Genomic DNA, 17,018 nt, shown 5'->3' on the forward strand with positions numbered 1-17,018 from the left:
ACAATGGCATATGAGGTAAAAGGCGAAATACTTGGATTTGTAAATACCAGGCAGGTAGATATAAATGAAATAGATGAACTTTTTTCCATTATGAAAGACAGCCAAAATCCGGGCATATCTTTTACTCTGGTCAATCCTTATATGTTACGCGAATACCCTTTTGAAATTCCTGAAAAAACAAAAGAGTTACTCAAAATTACTGACAATTCAGAAATAAGTGTTTTCAATATTTTACTTATTCAGAAACCTTTGGAAAAATCAACAATTAATTTTTTAGCACCCATTATTATTAACCATGACAACAATACATTGGCCCAAATTGTTTTAGAACCAAAACAAAATCCGGATTATGGCATGGCAGAAAGTATAGAATCATTTAAAAAAGAGACATCTTCATAAAATATATTTTGAAATTAGACTATAATATGGAACTTAGGTAGCATTACAATTGCCAAATTGAGTGTAAAATACACTTCAAAAAGGAGAATTCTATGAAAATTGTATGTCCACACTGTTTTACTGTAAACAATGTTCCAAAAAAAGAGAGTTATAAAAAAGCAAACTGCGGGAAGTGTAAACAATCACTTTTAGACACAAAACCTGTAGAACTTACAAATGCAAATTTTGATGAAGTAATTGTCAACAGTGATATTCCGGTAATAGTTGACTTTTGGGCACCATGGTGCGGTCCATGTAAAATGATGGCTCCAAATTTTGAACGTGCTGCCACTCAATTTCCGCTCAAAGCACTTTTTGCAAAAGTAAATACCGAAAATGAGCAGAATCTGGGTGCACGTTTTGGTATACGTTCTATTCCGACAATTATAGTCTTTAAAAATGGCCGTGAAGTCGAAAGAGTCAGCGGTGCGCTTGATGTAAATGCACTTGTTTCTCTCGCTTCAAAACACAGTAACTAAATTTTATTTTATATACGAACAGCAGTAATCGGTTACACTCTTTATTTTTATTTCAAATGAAGAGTCGGCCGGTACTGTAAAAATTTCAGGCACAAGAAGTGTGCGCCACTCTTCGCCTGGCAGTTTTACTTCCACATCACCGCTCATGATCTCCATAATCTCTTTCTCTGCCGTATTAAAAGTATATTCGCCCGGCAGCATAATTCCCAAAGACTTTATACTTCCGTCAGGAAATTCAACTGTTCTGCTCGTTACTTTTCCGTCATAATAAATATTTGCCTCTTTTACAATATTCACATTTTCAAATTTTGACATTTTTTATCCTTTTTTTAGTTTGACTCTCTGAGAGTGTGTTATGGCTACAGCCATGGCATCTGATATATCAAGAGGTTTGATCTCTTTTTTTATGTTTAACAGGCGCTGAACCATAAATGCCACCTGTTCTTTTTGTGCTTTTGCCTTGCCTGTAAGCGCTCTTTTTACCTGCAACGCCGTATATTCATGAAACTGTCCAAACTCCTGTAAAAGTTTTAGCATTATTGCTCCGCGAAACTGTGCCAGCTTAATTGTTGTTGCGGGATTGTGGGCATAAAATATATCTTCCATGGCTACTTCGTCAATAACATGATTTTCAAATATACTGCTCAATCCTTCAACCATTTGCGGTATTTGAAACTGCAAATCTTCTGCCTTCATTTTTATAAGTCCCGCTTCGATAAGCGATATTTTGGAATTTTGTAACGAAATAAGTGCATACCCCATATTTCTGGTTCCGGGATCTATACCAAGTATAGTCATTTAAGGCCTTTAAAACATTTTTCACCATTATATAGAAAACAATATAAATATTCACATAAGAGAATTTGGGCTATTCACATCTATTTAACCCTGTTTTATGGATAAAAAAAGTATTATTCACATATAAAAAAAGAAACAAGGTTTTATGTGAATATAGGTCAAGAAGTATTACAGGCACTCAAAGATGAAATAAGTGAACTCGAATATAACAGATATATAAGACATCTCTCTTATGATATAAAAAAATCTACTGCTGATTTGGCTATATTTTATGCTCCCAATGCACTGGTTGTCAATTGGATTAAAAATAAATACAGAGAAAAAATAGCACATCTTTTTGAAGTAAAAAACGGTTCCAAAGTAAATGTAGAAATAACGCTTAAAAACAGTATAGAAAAAAGAAAGACAAAAAAAGCCGTAGAAGTAAAACAAAGCAGCTCTTTGTTAAATCCTTCACACTCTTTTGACAACTTTATGGTCGGAGGTTCCAACCAGTTTGCCTATGCTGCTGTAAAAAGTGTCAGCGAAAATGCAGGAAAAGTTTACAATCCTTTGTTTATCTACGGTGGTGTCGGTCTTGGAAAAACCCACCTCATGCAGGCAGCCGGCAATGTTTTTCAAAATGAGGGAAAAATTGTTATATATACGACAGTTGAGCAATTTTTAAATGATTTTATCCGACATGTACGGAACAAAACAATGGAACGTTTTCAGGAAAAATACCGTAAATGTGATGTACTGCTTATTGATGATATTCAGTTTTTAAGTAATAAAGAAGGTATTCAAGAAGAATTTTTTCACACTTTTGAAGCTTTAAAAGGTGCCGGAAAGCAAATTATTCTCACGGCTGACAAACATCCTAAAAAAATCGGCGGTCTTGAAGCGCGTCTGCAAAGCAGATTTGAATGGGGACTCGTTGCCGATATACAGCCACCGGAATTAGAAACAAAAATAGCCATCATCAAGAAAAAATGTGAAATAAACAAGGTAAAACTCTCCGAAGATATAGTCAACTACATAGCAACCGTCATTGACAGCAATGTTAGAGAAATTGAAGGAATACTTTCCAAACTCCATGCCTATTCACAACTGATGCATGTTGATATTGATCTGGATTTTACAAAAAATGTGCTCAAAGACCAGATGAACGAGAACAGAGCAAACCTTACAATGGAAACCATTACCGAAGTTGTAGCCAAAGATCTCAACATCAAACCAAGTGAAATACGTTCAAAAGGCAGAAGCAAAAATATTGTATATGCCCGTAGAATTGCCATATATATCTGCCGCGAACTCACACAAAACACAATGCCTCAACTTGCACAGTATTTTGGAATGAAAGACCATACCGCCATCAGCCATACCATTAAAAAAATAAACAATCTGCTTAAAGATGATGAAGATTTTAAAGTAAAAATTGATGAACTTACAAACAAAATAACATCTATCTCCTGATTTTATTTTAAAAGCATTAAAAAAAAAGATATAATTGTAAAAGTGAATAGATGTGAAAGAAGCCTTAAGGTGTATTCACATCTCAAAAAGTAAGCCTGTAGGTGTTTGAGTTGATTTGTCACATATTCACTCCATACTACTACTACTTACTAAAATTATATAAATATATAGGGATTTAAAAAATGAAAATTACCATCTCAAAATCTATATTGGAAAATATACTCATTCATGCTGCACCTTTTTTGGAAAAAAAAGATACATCACAGATAACTTCACATGTCTATATAAATGTTTCCGGCTCAAAACTAACACTGAAGGCAACTGATTATGAAATAGGTTTTTTAGTATCAACTGATAATCTAAAAATTGAAAACGAAGGCAGTATTACCGCTAACGGTAAAAAATTTCTCGATATTGTCAGAATATTAAAAGATGATGATATTAATTTGGAAGCAAAAAATGACACTCTTCTTATATCACAGGGACACTCTAATTTCAAACTGCCTACTTTTTCATATAATGAGTTTCCGGAATTTCCTTCTTACGAAGGAAAACCAAGAATTTCCATCGAATCACACACTCTCATCGAATCTTTAAAAAAAATAACACCTGCCATAGATACCAACAATCCCAAATTTGAACTTAACGGTGCTCTCATAGATATAAAAAAAGATTCTATTAACTTTGCAGCCACAGATACACGAAGATTGGCAGTTGTTACTCTTAACAACCAAAGTGAGAACGAATTATCTATAATAATTCCCAAAAAAGCAATTGTTGAAATCCAAAAACTCTTTTTTGATAATATCGAGCTCTATTACGACGAAACAAATCTTATTATCCATTCAGAACAATATACTTTTTTTACAAAACTCATTAACGGAAAATTCCCTGAATATTCAAGAATCATTCCCAAAGAAACAAACTATAATCTGGTTTTACCTAAAGCCATTATGATTAATTCTATCAAACAAATTACAACTATATCTACAGATGTAAAACTCACTTTTTTCAATGATACCATCAGTTTTGAAAGTTTAAGCGAAGACAACATCGAAGCAAAAACAGAAATTAGTTACAACACAGGTTTTGATGAACCTTTTTCAATAGCAATCAATTCAAAATATTTACTTGATTTTTTAAATTCTATAAACTCTTCAGAATTTACAATCGGACTCAATGAAGGAAACCTTCCTTTTATTTTAAAAGATGAAAATTTTATTACAGTTGTTATGCCTATAGTTATTTAAACTGTAGGTTCTCCCTTCCTCTGCACAGCTATAAAACTTATCATAAGATTATTTTAGATAAAATGTCTTTAATTATGCCGAAAACGGCAATGGAGTATTAAATGCAACAAGAATATGGCGCTAGTAATATTAAAGTTCTTAAAGGCTTGGAAGCTGTTCGTAAACGTCCCGGTATGTATATCGGAGATACCGGACACCGCGGTCTGCATCACTTGGTCTATGAAGTTATTGATAACTCTATTGATGAAGCAATGGCAGGGTATTGTGACACTATAACAGTAACACTCACTAAAAACGGTACATGTAAAGTCAGTGACAACGGTCGCGGAATTCCGACAGAGATGCACCCTACCGAAAATATGAGCGCCGCTACTGTTGTTTTAACAGTACTGCATGCCGGAGGTAAATTCGACAAAGATACCTACAAAGTTTCCGGAGGACTGCACGGAGTCGGTGTTTCTGTTGTAAATGCCCTCTCTTCTGATTTACACATGACAATTTACCGTGACGGGAAAATCCATGAACAGGATTTTAAAATGGGGATTCCCCAGGGACCTCTTGAAGTTACAGGAACAACCCGTAAAACCGGTACAACTATTGAATTTGCAGCAGATCCGAGTATCTTTACAGAAACAATAACCTTTGAATACGAATACCTGGCAAAAAGATTCAAAGAACTTGCCTATCTGAATCCTTTTATCACCATAAAATTCAATGATGAAAGAAACGGTACAAAAGAAGTCTATCATTTTGAAGGCGGTATAGCCCAGTATGTGACTGATATGAATAAAAAAGAAATTGTTGCCAATGTCTACAGTTTCAGCGGAAAAGCCGAAGATATAGAGTTTGACATTGCCCTGATGTATAATGACTCCTATGAAGAAAAACTTGCCTCATTTGTCAACAATATCCGCACGCCAAACGGGGGAACACATGAAGCAGGTTTTCGTGCAGGACTTACACGTGTCATATCAAACTATAATGCCAAAAACGGTGCCGCAAAAGAAAAAGATGTCAAAATTTCCGGAGATGACGTAAAAGAAGGACTGATTACAATTGTTTCAGTCCGTGTTCCGGAACCTCAGTTTGAAGGACAGACAAAAGGAAAACTCGGAAACACTTATGTACGTCCGCTTATTCAAAAAGCAACAGGTGAAGCTCTTAACAAATATTTTGAAGAAAATCCTATAGAGGCCAAAGCCATTGTCAGCAAAGCTTTAATGGCAGCACGCGGTCGTGAAGCTGCCAAAAAAGCAAGAGAATTAACACGAAGAAAAGATTCTATGAGTGTTGGCACCCTTCCAGGAAAGTTGGCTGATTGTCAAAGCAAAGATGCAAGTATCTGCGAACTCTATCTGGTGGAAGGGGATTCTGCGGGTGGTTCTGCAAAAATGGGGCGTGACCGTGTTTTTCAGGCAATTTTACCACTTAAAGGTAAAATTCTAAATGTTGAAAAAGCACGGCTTGACAAGATTTTAAAATCAGATGAAATTACAAATATGATAACAGCTATGGGTTGTGGAATCGGAGAAGAGTATAAAGAAGAAAAACTCCGTTACCATAAAATTATCATCATGACAGATGCTGATGTTGATGGTTCTCATATTCAGACACTTCTGCTTACTTTCTTTTTCAGGTATTTTCGTGACATTATAGATAAAGGCTATTTGTACCTTGCACAACCGCCACTGTATCGTTACAAAAAAGGCAAAAAAGAGATCTATTTTAAAGATGATGCTGCTATGAATGAATATCTTATCAGCAACGGTATAGAATCTTTGGAAGTTGACGGAGTGGGAAATAATGATTTAATAGCCTATTTTAAAATGGTTGATCATTATGCTTCTTCACTTGAAGCACTCAATCGTCGTTATGCTCTTGTAAAACTTATCCGTCATTTTATTGAAAACCCTGACCTGATTGCCCTGCCTGCAAAAGAGATGTTTGTTGAAATAGAGAAATTTTTAACTTCAATAAACAACAATATTTTAACCTATACCATTAATGAAGAAACAAATGAAATTCATCTTTTTGTACAGACAGAAACAGGAATGGAAGAGCTTCTTATAAATGATGATCTTTTTTCTGCTCCGCATTTCAATGAAGCAAGTTTTGTTTATAAAAAGATAACAGAATGGGATATTCATTTTGACAAAGATATCATAGAAGTACTGGAAAATATCAAAGACTATGCAAGAAAAGGTGCGTATATTCAACGCTACAAAGGTCTGGGTGAAATGAATCCTGATCAGTTATGGGAAACAACCATGACACCTGAAAACCGTGTCCTTTTACAAATTTCCATAGAAGATGCAACTGTTGCATCAGATGCATTTACATTGTTTATGGGTGATGAAGTTGAACCTCGTCGTAACTATATCGAAACACATGCAAAAGATGTGAAGCATTTAGACGTATAAATGTTATTGTCCCAAACAAAAGAGAGGGAATACCGTTTTAAGCTTGCACTTAGAATGGCTTTACCTATCTTTGCTCTTATACTTGCCTTTATTTTTCATACACTTATCAGTAATTACACTACACTTGAAATATCATTTTATATAGAAGCTGTTTTACTTTTACTTGTCAGTATCTACTTTATTTTTTTTCTTATATACAAAGGATTTGATGTAAAAATAACAGACAGTGTAACAAAAACATTCAGCAGAGAATACCTGTATCAATATTTGCAAAAAGAGATAAAACAAAAAAAAGAGTATACGCTGATTCTTATCAGTATAGATAATTTAAATGATATAAATACTCTTTACGGATTAAAAAACGGAGATAAAGTTTTAAAGTATGTTGTTGATTGGATAACAGAGTATTTAAAAAAAGAAGGGATTGAAAATTTTCCTATTGGTCATATTAAAGGCGGTGATTTTATCATAGGACTTGATGGAGCAAAAGACAGATACAGCACTTTGCTAGAACTTATATGTTTAAAATCCAATGATTTGAATGTGGATGATATAGAGATAAAAATATCAGGAGCCATGACAGATACGAGTTATTCAAAAGATTTAAATTACCTCATAGAAAACCTTTTTGATCTTCAAAATAAAAACAAAAATATGAAATACAAAGAAGAAGAGAGTATCAATCCAAATGAATTGGAATTATTGGTCATTGATGCTATTGAAAATAAAAATCTTCTTATTATGTCACAGGCAGTTTACAACAATAAAAATGATGCAGTCTTTAGAGAATGTTATATAAAACTCAAAGGACAAAACAAAAAAATAATTCATCCAAAAACATATTTAAAAGTTATCAATAAACTGGGACTCGGTGTGAGTTTTGATTTGATGGTCTTAGAAGAAATTTTAAAAAACTGCCAATACAGAGAAAATATTTACGCAATCAATGTTTTGCCTACATCATTGAGAAATGACAAATTCCTTTCAAAAACAAAAGAACTTTTAAAAGAATATTCTGACAAGAAAATAATGTTTGTTTTAAGTGAAATGCAGTATTATTCTTATATAAGCAGATATAATAGTATAATAAAATCGTTAAAAGCTTTTGGTGTCCTTATAGCCATAGACAGATTAGGTTCACTGCATACAAGTTTTTTATATTTAAGAGAATTAAATATTGATGTAGTCCGATTTGATACTTATTATTCAAATAAAGAAAAACTATTTCACAATCGTAATATAATTGATGGTTTTACTGTTATGGCTCATGAAAAAGGTGTAAAAACCTGGATAAAAAATATAGAAGATAAAGAAGTTTACACGGTTGCCAAAGAGATGAAAATTGATTATCTGGAAGGAAAATATCTCTCAGAAATTGAAACTGTTGTAAACTAAAATATAAGGAGTAGATAATGTTTGGTAAAAAAAATCAAGATAAATTGGCAAATTCGCAATTAATTGAAAAAATAGCAAAAATGAATCTTACCGAAATGCGCTCTTATATAAAAAATAATATGAAAGATCTTGCACTAAGTGTTGAAGGCGCAAATGAAGTTATGAAAAAACTTATTTCGTTTGATGAAAAAACACAAGCATATTTTATTAAAAACGATGATATGGATATAAAAAAGAAAAAAGCTTTTGAGCTTTTTATTGCTGTTTTGACGAACAAACATATTAATATGGAAACTATCGAATCAGCTCAAAAATTTTTAGAAATTTATAAAGAACTTATCAATGATTATGACACACGAAATAAACAAATATACAGTTCAAAACTCGTTGAGACTTTAAAATCAGCAATAAACACTATAAATCAATATTCAAAACTACAAAATAAAATGAATATTTTAGGAAAGTAGATTTTTTTGGAGCCAGATGAGAGCATCAGATTTAGTGTTAAAAATATTTTGAATTTGTGCCTGATATGTTGATTGAAGTATTTTTGAAAATTCTTTTGATGGCTGTAGACCCAGTTCAATTAAATCTTTTCCACTGACGAGAGGAGGAATTGGTTTATGAAGTACATTGAGTTTTTTCGCTTTTTTGAGTAAATACTCTGTATCTTTTTTTTTCTTCTGCGTTACATGTAAGTAGTGTGCATAAAATGCAATATCTGTTTTTTGAGCAAGTTTGTATATATCATAATCATTAAAATCATCTAAATCAAAATCAATTGTATGAAGTTGCAAAACTTTTTTGATTAGTGTTTTTTCATTTGTTACTCTCTGTAAAAATGTCTGTGTCTGTATTGTTGAAAACTTCGATGTTATAACAGTCAAAGCAAGTATAACAAACTCTTTATCATTTGTTATTGACAGTTGTTTTAACATATCCAAAGAGTTGAAAATTTCTTTATACTCTTGTCCGTTTAGAAATGCAAGTTCTCTAAAAAATGAAAATGCTCCTAACTCTTTAAGAAGATTAAATCCGAGAGAGGGTTTGTCTGATTTTAGAAGAAGTTTTTGTAATTCTTGAAAAACTCTTTCTTTGGGAAGTTCTTCAAGAAGTTTTTCTTTTATCATCTCTTTACATGTAAGTACAAGAATTTTATCAAGCTTCATACGGAAGCGGGATGCAAAGACAACGGCACGAAGAACCCGCAAAGGATCCTCTTTAAATTTTTGTTTATCCACAGAGCGTAATATTTTTTTATCTAAATCTTCTCTGCCGTGATAAGGATCTAATATTTTTTTACCGACAACATCATAACCTATGGCATTGATGGTAAAATCCCTTCTGAGTGCAGCTGTTTTAAAATCCAGATTTTTATAGATTTTGATTGCAAAACCCTGATGTCCCGAAGCAATTTTGTTATCTTCTCTTGGCAGAGAAAAATCCAAATCCAAATTTTTATAGTACATCTTGCAGACACCAAAGCTCTTTCCAACACTGTTCACCTTTCCAAATTCCTGTAAAATTTCTTCAACTTTATCAAGAGAACTGACTCCGTAGAGCTCAATATCAATATCATTTGAAGGAATTCCTAAAAGTGCATCGCGAATATAACCGCCTACAATGACAGGGAGTATATTGTGTGTGTATAATTTGTGAAAAATAGTATCGAGACTCTTCGGATAGTTAATCATACTCTAAGTATATCACTAATTTTACAAGGATATAATAATTATTTGGGTATAATTCGCGAAAAATAGCTGAAAGTACTCTGAAATGCAGAATTTTCTTCAGCAAATTTTCCAAATAAAGGAAACCCCTAATGCAAAAAATTAGAAATATAGCCGTTATCGCTCACGTTGACCACGGTAAAACTACACTGGTTGATGGGCTCTTGGAGCAATCCGGTACATTCGGTTCTCACGAACAACATGATGAAAGAGCGATGGATAGCAATGACATCGAAAAAGAGCGTGGTATTACGATTCTTTCAAAAAATACGGCTATTCGTTACAAAGATTATAAAATCAATATTATAGATACTCCGGGCCACGCCGATTTTGGTGGGGAAGTTGAACGTGTTTTAAAAATGGTAGATGGTGTTTTGGTACTTGTTGATGCCTATGAAGGTGTTATGCCTCAAACAAAATTTGTTGTGAAAAAAATGCTGGCACTTGGTAAAATGCCGATTGTCGTTATCAATAAAATTGACAAACCTTCAGCAGATCCTGAGCGTGTTGTAGATGAAATGTTTGACCTTTTTGCAGATATGGGTGCAACAGATGAACAGCAGGATTTTCCTATTATCTATGCTGCTGCACGTGATGGTATGGCAAAAATGGATATGGATGATCCTGACGGAGATTTTGAGTGTATTTTTGAAACAATCATCAATAAAATTCCTGAACCGGAAGGTGATGCACAAAATCCTCTGCAGGCACAGGTATTTACACTTGATTATGACAACTATGTCGGTAAAATCGGTATCAGCCGTATCTTTAACGGTACTGTACATAAAGGTGACAATGTTATGCTTGCAAAAGCTGACGGCGAAATGGTCAAAGGAAAAATCTCCAAACTTATAGGTTTTCACGGACTGAACCGTATGGAAATCGAGGAAGCGGAAGCAGGAGATATTGTTGCATTTGCAGGAATGGAAACTGTTGATGTCGGAGACACGATTGCCGATCCTGTAAATCCTGTTGCACTTGATCCTATGCATGTTGAAGAGCCGACACTGACTGTTGTTTTTGCCGTAAATGATTCTCCTTTGGCCGGTAAAGAAGGCAAACACGTTACATCAAACAAGCTTCGTGAAAGACTTGAGTTTGAGATGAACACAAATGTTGCCATGCGTCTTGAAGTTGTCGGCGAGGGTAAATTCAAAGTTTCCGGCCGTGGTGAACTTCAAATTACAGTACTTGCCGAAAATATGCGTCGCGAAAACTTTGAATTTTCAATTTCGCGTCCGGAAGTTATTACCAAAGAGATTAACGGTGTGAAATGTGAACCTTTTGAGCATTTGGTGATTGATGTTCCGGAAGATTTAAGCGGTACGGTTATTGAGCGTTTGGGAAAAAGAAAAGCGGAAATGAAATCAATGCTGCCAATGGGACAGGGTTTCCAACGTATAGAGTTTGAAATTCCTGCGCGTGCACTTATCGGTTTTAGAGGGCAGTTTTTGACAGATACAAAAGGTGAGGGTGTAATGAATCACTCTTTCTTGGAATTCCGTCCGTTTTCAGGTGAAGTTGAATCACGTTCATACGGTGCACTTGTTTCCATGACATCCGGTTCTACACTGGCTTTCTCGCTTTTTGGTATTCAAGACCGCGGTGTTCTTTTTATCGGTGTGCAGACAGAAGTGTATGAGGGTATGATTATCGGTGAGCATTCACGTTCAAATGACCTTGTGGTAAATCCTATTAAAGGAAAAGCACAGTCAAATGTCCGTTCAAGCGGTGCAGATGAGGCGATTAAACTTGTTCCGCCTCGTGATATGAGTTTAGAGCGTGCATTAGAGTGGATAGAAGATGACGAACTTCTTGAAGTGACACCTAAAAATATTCGTATCCGTAAGAAATTTTTAACAGAGAGTGAAAGAAAACGTCACGCACGCAAATAAAAATAGAGAGTTTCAAATATCTTTTTGAACCTCTTGCTGTAAAAATGTTTTAAAAAAACTGACAATTCTTTTTTCCGCCCAATATTGAGGGTGGAAAATACTTCCTGATACAAATCCCACATGTCCTCCAAATTCACTGACTTCCAATTCAACGGCAGATGATATTTCATCATTTGTCGGTAATATATCAGGAGGCATGAAAGGGTCGTCTTTCGCATGAATAACAAGTGTTGGAACTGATATGAATTTTAAAAACTGTCTGCTGCTGGATTTCGTATAATACTCCTGTGCAGAGCAAAATCCATGAACAGGGGCTGTGTAGACATTGTCAAATTCCCAAAAATTTTTTAATTTTTTTATCTCATTTTGCTGCAAAGAAATAATCTGTTGCATATTAAAAGATTCATATTTCTTTTCCAAGTCTCTTTTTAAATCTTTTAATAAAATCTTTTGATAAAATTTTGCAAAGCCTTTATTTATGTGTGTGGCACATTTGTCTAAAAGCATCGGTGCAGATACAGCAACAGCGGCAGTAAGTTTACATGTAGAGCGTTTCTCTCCTAAAAGTTTCAGGAGCATATTTGCACCGAGTGAAAATCCGACCGCAAATATCTTTGCCCGGGGATATCTTTTTGAAACAGCCTGTATAAATTCAAAAGCATCCTGTGTATCACCGCTGTGGTATGATCTTGGTTTGAGATTCTGCTTGCCCGAACAGCCTCTGAAATGCATGACTACACTGCTGAATCCCGCTTCTTTGAGTTCTTTTACTGTTCCTTGAATATAGGGAGACTTATAAGAACCTGCCAATCCGTGAAAAAGTATGACAACAGGAGACATTTTTGTATGATTATCAATTTTTTTCCAGTAGCATTCGAGAAAATCTCCGTCGCTGAGGGTGAATGTTTCTATCTCAAAATTTTTGACAAGAACCCTTCGAAAGAGGCTGGCATAGACAGTTTGTACATGTCTGTTTTTTAATAAAATAGATGGTTTGAAATTCATTCTCATATCTTATCAAAAATTTATCTACAGATGGATATAATCATACACTCAAATAATCACTTACAAGGGAATTCCATGAACAGAAAACAGATATATAACCCTGACTCAACTGAAAATGTTAATGACAGAAAAGTCTTTGGCGGAAATCCGACAGGTATTTTTGAACTCAACAACATTAAATACCAATGGGCATATAATCTGTGGGAGATGATGCTTAACAACACATGGTTTCCAAAAGAAGTTGATATGACACGGGATGTCAATGATTACAAACAACTCACGGATGCTGAAAAAACGGCTTATGACAAAGCGCTTTCGCAACTTATTTTTATGGATTCACTCCAAACAAACAATTTAATAGATAACGTAAATCCTTATGTGACTGCCCCTGAGATAAATCTTATTTTGGTGCGCCAGTCTTTTGAAGAGGCTTTGCACTCACAAAGTTATGCTGTGATGGTTGACAGCATCTCTACAAACTCGGAAGAGATATATGATCTGTGGCGCAGAGATATGATGCTCAAACACAAAAATGATACGATTGCCGCTGTCTATCAGGAGCTGGCAAAAAATCCGACAGATACAAATTTTGTCAAAGCATGTTTTGCAAATCAGATACTTGAAGGCATCTATTTTTACAGTGGTTTTACCTACATCTATACACTGGCACGTTCGGGAAAAATGCTCGGTTCCGCACAGATGATTCGTTTCATTCAGCGTGATGAAGTGACACACCTGGTACTGTTTCAAAATTTAATCAATACCTTAAGAAAAGAGCGACCGGATCTTTTTACTGATGAACTCAGAGCCGATGTAATTGAGATGTTTAAAGAGGCTGTCAAGCTTGAGACCGAGTGGGGCAAATATATCACGCAGGGACAGATTTTAGGTTTGACAGATGGGATTGTTGAGCAGTATATTCAGTATCTCGCCGATGACAGATTAAACTCTGTCGGTTTTGACAAGCTGTACAATGTCTCCAACCCTATTAAATGGGTAGATGACTTTGCAAAATTCAATGACCAGAAAACAAACTTCTTTGAAGGCACTGTAACAAACTACTCAAAAGGCAGCCTTTCATTTGATGATGACTTCTAACACTGCCGAATACTCTTTATGCTCTTTGTTGTTTGAAACAACACAGAGTTATGAAAATAATTTACAGACACTTTTGGCACTTATTACACAAACAGAAAAAAATACCATTATAGTTGCACCTGAAGTGTGTTTGACTTCTTATGACTATGAGCGTATGGATGCAATGCTTGCTTTTGCGCCAGGGGCTACTGAGGCACTGAAAAAAGTTTCTCATGACAAAATCATTGTTTTGACAATGTTAGAAGAAAAAGAGGGGAAAGTCTATAACTTTGCCAAAGTTTTTTATAACGGAGAAGTGGTGTTTCAAAGAGCAAAAGCCAAACTTTTTAAATTTGGTGATGAAGACAAATACATGCACGCAGGCAGTGAAGAAGATTTTAAAATAGTGGAAGTTGCCGGTATTAAGTTAGCCGTGTTTGTTTGTTTTGAACTGCGTTTTAAAGAACTTTGGCAAAAATCAGAAGGAGCCGATGTTATTGCCGTGCCTTCATGGTGGGGAGAATTGCGTACAGAGCATTTTAAAATTTTGACACAGGCACTGGCCTTGATGAATCAGTGCTATGTTGTGGCAAGTGACAGTGCAAATAAAGAGTGCACAGCAATGAGCGGTATTATCACCCCGCAGGGTGAAGCCTTCAGAAACACAAACAAGTCTTGTTTGAAAATGCAGTACAGGAAAAAAGAGATAAAACTAATGAGAAGATATATGGATGTGGGGATAGAATAACTTGGACAGAATAACAGCGACAAAAACAGCCCGTCTGGCAGAAGAGTGTAGTACACAGTTTCCTTTAAGTGAAGAAGTAAAAAAAGCGATTGCTGCTACAAACAGAGAAGCATTTGTGCCGGCAGGATTTAGACACAATGCCTATAAACTCGATGCTTTGCCTATAGGGGCTAATCAGTATATCAGTTCTCCTTTGACTGTTGCAAAAATGACGGAATACCTTTTTCCGCGTGGAGCAGACAGGGTTTTGGAGATAGGCTGCGGAAGTGGATATCAGGCAGCCGTTCTTTCCCATCTGTTTCGCGGGGTTTTTACCATAGAGCGCATAGAATCTTTGATACTTGAAGCAAAAAAAAGGTTTCGAGAACTTGGTATAAATAATGTCCATGCCCGTACAGATGACGGACAAAACGGCTGGATTCAGTATGCGCCTTATGACAGAATTCTTTTTTCTGCAACAGCGAAAGAGATTCCAAAAAAACTTTTTGAACAGTTGGCTGAGGGGGGAATTCTTGTTGCCCCTTTGCAAAAAGGAAACAAACAGGTTATTACCCGTTTTATAAAAAACGGGGAGTATATTGAAGAAGAAGAGCTTGAAGAGTGTGATTTTGTTCCGATACTTGACGGGGTGCTCAAGTAGCTTTTTAAAGCTTTTTATAGTAGAATAGTAGTAATTTAATTGAGGGCATAATCATGGAAGAGATGTATGGCATAAAGTATACGAAGCCAGAAGTTGTTTTGCTGCAAGATACCGGTATTGGCGTAGCAGAAACAGCTGCACGCACATGTTATGACAGTTTTGGCAACAGTGAAAATGAGATTGTTCAAGAAATTGAAAAGGTGCTTCCTGATACGAAAATGTGTGAATCTTTGAACAATATAGAAGAGTCACAGCTGCTTGATGATTTGGCATGGACCTATTTTCACCACTCTATTTTGGAACATGCCAATTTGAGTTATCTTATTCGGGGAACGAGTCGGGGTGTTTTACAAGAACATGCAAGACACCGCATACAGGCAATCAGTGTAAGAAGTACACGATATACAATGAGCTCGCTTATCAATGCTTTTGTTGCTGCAAAACACTCAGGAGAGAAAGAATTTTTTATAGAAAAGGTTTTGGGTTTTGATATGTTTGTCACTGCCGATGAAGCCTATAACAGACTTGAAATCAGCGCAATGTATGATAAGCTTGATTTTCAGTCAAAAAAAGTAGACAATTTTTATGAACTTGCTGTTGCAAAAAGTTCTCTTCCTCTTTTGAAAGAATTTCAAGGCAAGCCCCAAAAACTTTATGATGCTCTGCAGACCGGAAAAAAGAAGAGAAATGTAGGCGATGCTTTTAAACACATCATTACAGACAATGTCAAAGTTGACATGGTAGTGACATTTAATCTCAGAAGTTTGAAAAACTATCTTACATTACGCGACAGCGGTGCTGCCTATTTTCAAATACGCTGGCTGGCTCAGGAGATGATGAAAGTCACTCCAAAAAAATATCTTGATTTGATTATCAAGAAAAAATAGGATTTTTTATGATTAAGATTTCAATGCTTACAATACTTTTTTTGACAGGATGTTCCAATATTACTATAACAGCGGCCATGTGTGACAAAATTCAAGGTGATCCCACTGCCACAATTCCGCAAGAGTGCCGAGACTATAGTGAAAAAGAGGCAGATAAAGCATTTAACAAAGTTGTGAATGAGAAAAAAGTATCTGATTCAGATTTAGAGTTTCATAAAGAAAAGTAGTATAATTCCAAAAAAAAACAATGAAGGAATAAAATATGCCAAGAAATGAAGTATGTGAATTATGTGCCAGCAGTGAAGATGTGACTCTTTTAGAACTGCCTGTAAGTGATGGCAGTGAAGAACAAAGCGTTTATGTTTGTGTTACATGTAAAGAGCAGATAGAAAATGATGAGCTTGATGAAACACATTTTAACTGTCTCAATGATGCTATGTGGAGTGAAGTGCCGGCTGTAAAAGTACTTTCGTATATATTATGGAACAGGCTTGGTCGCGGGGATATGACAGATATGATGTATCTTGAAGAAGAAGAGAAAAAACTTGCAGATGCGGCTATCAATGCAGAAGCAAACAAGGTAGTTTTTCGAGATGCAAACGGCGTTGAACTCAAGGCCGGTGACTCCATCGTTATATTAAAAGATTTAGATGTCAAGGGTGCGGGATTTACTGCAAAACGCGGAACAACTGTGACAAGAATTGCATTGCCGCATGATATGGATGACCATGTTGAAGGTCGGGTCAACGGAACAAAAATCTATCTAAAAACCGAATTTATTAAAAAAGCCTAAGAAGAACA

18 protein-coding genes are annotated in these 17,018 nt (G+C 35.3%); 14 read left to right on the forward strand and 4 right to left on the reverse strand.

Features of this window, described 5'->3' with window-relative positions; all coding sequences use genetic code 11:
• Nucleotides 1-3: 3 nt before the first annotated feature.
• Both fliW and trxC read left to right on the forward strand, forming a co-directional pair.
• A complete protein-coding gene (gene fliW / locus MNY28_RS04695; protein WP_346389055.1) occupies nucleotides 4-399 on the forward strand; it encodes a flagellar assembly protein FliW in 396 nt (131 codons plus the stop codon).
• A gap of 92 nt (nucleotides 400-491) precedes the next feature.
• The gene (gene trxC / locus MNY28_RS04700) at nucleotides 492-917 is read left to right on the forward strand and encodes a thioredoxin TrxC (RefSeq protein ID WP_151899247.1); all 426 of its coding nucleotides are present in this window, start codon (nucleotides 492-494) and stop codon (nucleotides 915-917) included.
• A 3-nt stretch (nucleotides 918-920) separates the two neighbouring features.
• On the opposite strand, the gene MNY28_RS04705 is transcribed toward trxC, so the two are convergent.
• Together MNY28_RS04705 and ruvC are read right to left on the reverse strand one after the other, a co-directional pair.
• A complete protein-coding gene (locus tag MNY28_RS04705; RefSeq protein ID WP_151899246.1) occupies nucleotides 921-1,232 on the reverse strand; it encodes a pyrimidine/purine nucleoside phosphorylase in 312 nt (103 codons plus the stop codon).
• A gap of 3 nt (nucleotides 1,233-1,235) precedes the next feature.
• The gene (ruvC, locus tag MNY28_RS04710; protein ID WP_151899245.1) at nucleotides 1,236-1,715 is read right to left on the reverse strand and encodes a crossover junction endodeoxyribonuclease RuvC; all 480 of its coding nucleotides are present in this window, start codon (nucleotides 1,713-1,715) and stop codon (nucleotides 1,236-1,238) included.
• Nucleotides 1,716-1,862: 147 nt separating this feature from the next.
• Between ruvC and dnaA the strand changes: the two genes are divergently transcribed.
• The 5 genes from dnaA to MNY28_RS04735 all read left to right on the forward strand — a co-directional run bounded on the left by dnaA (nucleotide 1,863) and on the right by MNY28_RS04735 (nucleotide 8,702).
• Entirely contained in the window at nucleotides 1,863-3,170 is a 1,308-nt protein-coding gene (dnaA, locus tag MNY28_RS04715) for a chromosomal replication initiator protein DnaA (protein ID WP_346389056.1), read from the forward strand.
• 182 nt (nucleotides 3,171-3,352) lie between these two features.
• Nucleotides 3,353-4,420, forward strand: a complete 1,068-nt coding sequence (dnaN, locus tag MNY28_RS04720; RefSeq protein ID WP_346389057.1) for a DNA polymerase III subunit beta — start codon at nucleotides 3,353-3,355, stop codon at nucleotides 4,418-4,420.
• A 101-nt stretch (nucleotides 4,421-4,521) separates the two neighbouring features.
• Complete coding sequence (gene gyrB / locus MNY28_RS04725; protein ID WP_151901459.1) at nucleotides 4,522-6,840, forward strand: DNA topoisomerase (ATP-hydrolyzing) subunit B; 2,319 nt, start codon at nucleotides 4,522-4,524, stop codon at nucleotides 6,838-6,840.
• Nucleotides 6,841-6,894: 54 nt separating this feature from the next.
• Complete coding sequence (locus MNY28_RS04730; RefSeq protein ID WP_346389058.1) at nucleotides 6,895-8,235, forward strand: GGDEF domain-containing protein; 1,341 nt, start codon at nucleotides 6,895-6,897, stop codon at nucleotides 8,233-8,235.
• A 17-nt stretch (nucleotides 8,236-8,252) separates the two neighbouring features.
• On the forward strand, nucleotides 8,253-8,702 hold the full coding sequence (locus tag MNY28_RS04735; protein ID WP_346389059.1) for a hypothetical protein: 450 nt from the start codon (nucleotides 8,253-8,255) through the stop codon (nucleotides 8,700-8,702).
• Here the strand turns inward: MNY28_RS04735 and MNY28_RS04740 are convergent.
• Nucleotides 8,691-9,929 (reverse strand): CCA tRNA nucleotidyltransferase, encoded by a 1,239-nt coding sequence (locus tag MNY28_RS04740; protein ID WP_346389060.1) that lies wholly within the window; start codon nucleotides 9,927-9,929, stop codon nucleotides 8,691-8,693. The two genes, MNY28_RS04735 and MNY28_RS04740, sit on opposite strands and share 12 nt — an antisense overlap.
• A 128-nt stretch (nucleotides 9,930-10,057) precedes the next feature.
• Here MNY28_RS04740 and typA point away from each other — a divergent pair, with 128 nt between their 5' ends.
• Nucleotides 10,058-11,860, forward strand: a complete 1,803-nt coding sequence (typA, locus tag MNY28_RS04745) for a translational GTPase TypA (RefSeq protein WP_151901455.1) — start codon at nucleotides 10,058-10,060, stop codon at nucleotides 11,858-11,860.
• Nucleotides 11,861-11,872: 12 nt separating this feature from the next.
• Here typA and MNY28_RS04750 read toward each other — a convergent pair whose 3' ends face one another.
• Entirely contained in the window at nucleotides 11,873-12,865 is a 993-nt protein-coding gene (locus MNY28_RS04750) for a hydrolase (protein ID WP_346389061.1), read from the reverse strand.
• Between the two features lie 75 nt (nucleotides 12,866-12,940).
• Between MNY28_RS04750 and MNY28_RS04755 the strand changes: the two genes are divergently transcribed.
• Genes MNY28_RS04755 through MNY28_RS04780 form a run of 6 tightly spaced genes read left to right on the forward strand, consistent with a single transcriptional unit; the run spans nucleotide 12,941 to nucleotide 17,010 of the window.
• On the forward strand, nucleotides 12,941-13,963 hold the full coding sequence (locus MNY28_RS04755) for a ribonucleotide-diphosphate reductase subunit beta (protein ID WP_151901453.1): 1,023 nt from the start codon (nucleotides 12,941-12,943) through the stop codon (nucleotides 13,961-13,963).
• Nucleotides 13,950-14,690 (forward strand): carbon-nitrogen hydrolase family protein, encoded by a 741-nt coding sequence (locus tag MNY28_RS04760; RefSeq protein WP_346389062.1) that lies wholly within the window; start codon nucleotides 13,950-13,952, stop codon nucleotides 14,688-14,690. Before MNY28_RS04755 ends, MNY28_RS04760 begins: the two co-directional genes overlap by 14 nt.
• Nucleotide 14,691: 1 nt before the next feature.
• Nucleotides 14,692-15,330, forward strand: coding sequence for a protein-L-isoaspartate(D-aspartate) O-methyltransferase (locus tag MNY28_RS04765; RefSeq protein WP_151901451.1), 639 nt, complete (start codon nucleotides 14,692-14,694; stop codon nucleotides 15,328-15,330).
• A 53-nt stretch (nucleotides 15,331-15,383) separates the two neighbouring features.
• Nucleotides 15,384-16,217, forward strand: coding sequence for an FAD-dependent thymidylate synthase (locus MNY28_RS04770; protein WP_346389063.1), 834 nt, complete (start codon nucleotides 15,384-15,386; stop codon nucleotides 16,215-16,217).
• A gap of 8 nt (nucleotides 16,218-16,225) precedes the next feature.
• Nucleotides 16,226-16,444 (forward strand): hypothetical protein, encoded by a 219-nt coding sequence (locus tag MNY28_RS04775; protein ID WP_151901449.1) that lies wholly within the window; start codon nucleotides 16,226-16,228, stop codon nucleotides 16,442-16,444.
• A 35-nt stretch (nucleotides 16,445-16,479) separates the two neighbouring features.
• Nucleotides 16,480-17,010 carry a PhnA domain-containing protein gene (locus MNY28_RS04780; protein ID WP_346389064.1) on the forward strand — a complete coding sequence of 177 codons (531 nt, stop codon included), beginning with the start codon at nucleotides 16,480-16,482 and terminating at the stop codon, nucleotides 17,008-17,010.
• Nucleotides 17,011-17,018 lie beyond the last annotated feature (8 nt).

The sequence above is a fragment of the Sulfurimonas sp. NWX367 genome (genome assembly GCF_039667065.1).
GTDB lineage: Bacteria > Campylobacterota > Campylobacteria > Campylobacterales > Sulfurimonadaceae > Sulfurimonas > Sulfurimonas hydrogeniphila.

Coding starts and splice junctions, on each gene's coding strand:
- trxC (WP_151899247.1), top strand. CDS start 492: ATGAAAATTGTATGTCCACACTGTTTTACTGTAAACAATGTTCCAAAA.
- MNY28_RS04730 (WP_346389058.1), top strand. CDS start 6,895: ATGGCTTTACCTATCTTTGCTCTTATACTTGCCTTTATTTTTCATACA.
- fliW (WP_346389055.1), top strand. CDS start 4: ATGGCATATGAGGTAAAAGGCGAAATACTTGGATTTGTAAATACCAGG.
- MNY28_RS04775 (WP_151901449.1), top strand. CDS start 16,226: ATGATTAAGATTTCAATGCTTACAATACTTTTTTTGACAGGATGTTCC.
- dnaN (WP_346389057.1), top strand. CDS start 3,353: ATGAAAATTACCATCTCAAAATCTATATTGGAAAATATACTCATTCAT.
- MNY28_RS04755 (WP_151901453.1), top strand. CDS start 12,941: ATGAACAGAAAACAGATATATAACCCTGACTCAACTGAAAATGTTAAT.
- MNY28_RS04760 (WP_346389062.1), top strand. CDS start 13,950: ATGATGACTTCTAACACTGCCGAATACTCTTTATGCTCTTTGTTGTTT.
- MNY28_RS04770 (WP_346389063.1), top strand. CDS start 15,384: ATGGAAGAGATGTATGGCATAAAGTATACGAAGCCAGAAGTTGTTTTG.
- ruvC (WP_151899245.1), bottom strand. CDS start 1,715: ATGACTATACTTGGTATAGATCCCGGAACCAGAAATATGGGGTATGCA.
- MNY28_RS04750 (WP_346389061.1), bottom strand. CDS start 12,865: ATGAATTTCAAACCATCTATTTTATTAAAAAACAGACATGTACAAACT.
- MNY28_RS04780 (WP_346389064.1), top strand. CDS start 16,480: ATGCCAAGAAATGAAGTATGTGAATTATGTGCCAGCAGTGAAGATGTG.
- MNY28_RS04740 (WP_346389060.1), bottom strand. CDS start 9,929: ATGATTAACTATCCGAAGAGTCTCGATACTATTTTTCACAAATTATAC.
- MNY28_RS04705 (WP_151899246.1), bottom strand. CDS start 1,232: ATGTCAAAATTTGAAAATGTGAATATTGTAAAAGAGGCAAATATTTAT.
- typA (WP_151901455.1), top strand. CDS start 10,058: ATGCAAAAAATTAGAAATATAGCCGTTATCGCTCACGTTGACCACGGT.
- gyrB (WP_151901459.1), top strand. CDS start 4,522: ATGCAACAAGAATATGGCGCTAGTAATATTAAAGTTCTTAAAGGCTTG.
- MNY28_RS04735 (WP_346389059.1), top strand. CDS start 8,253: ATGTTTGGTAAAAAAAATCAAGATAAATTGGCAAATTCGCAATTAATT.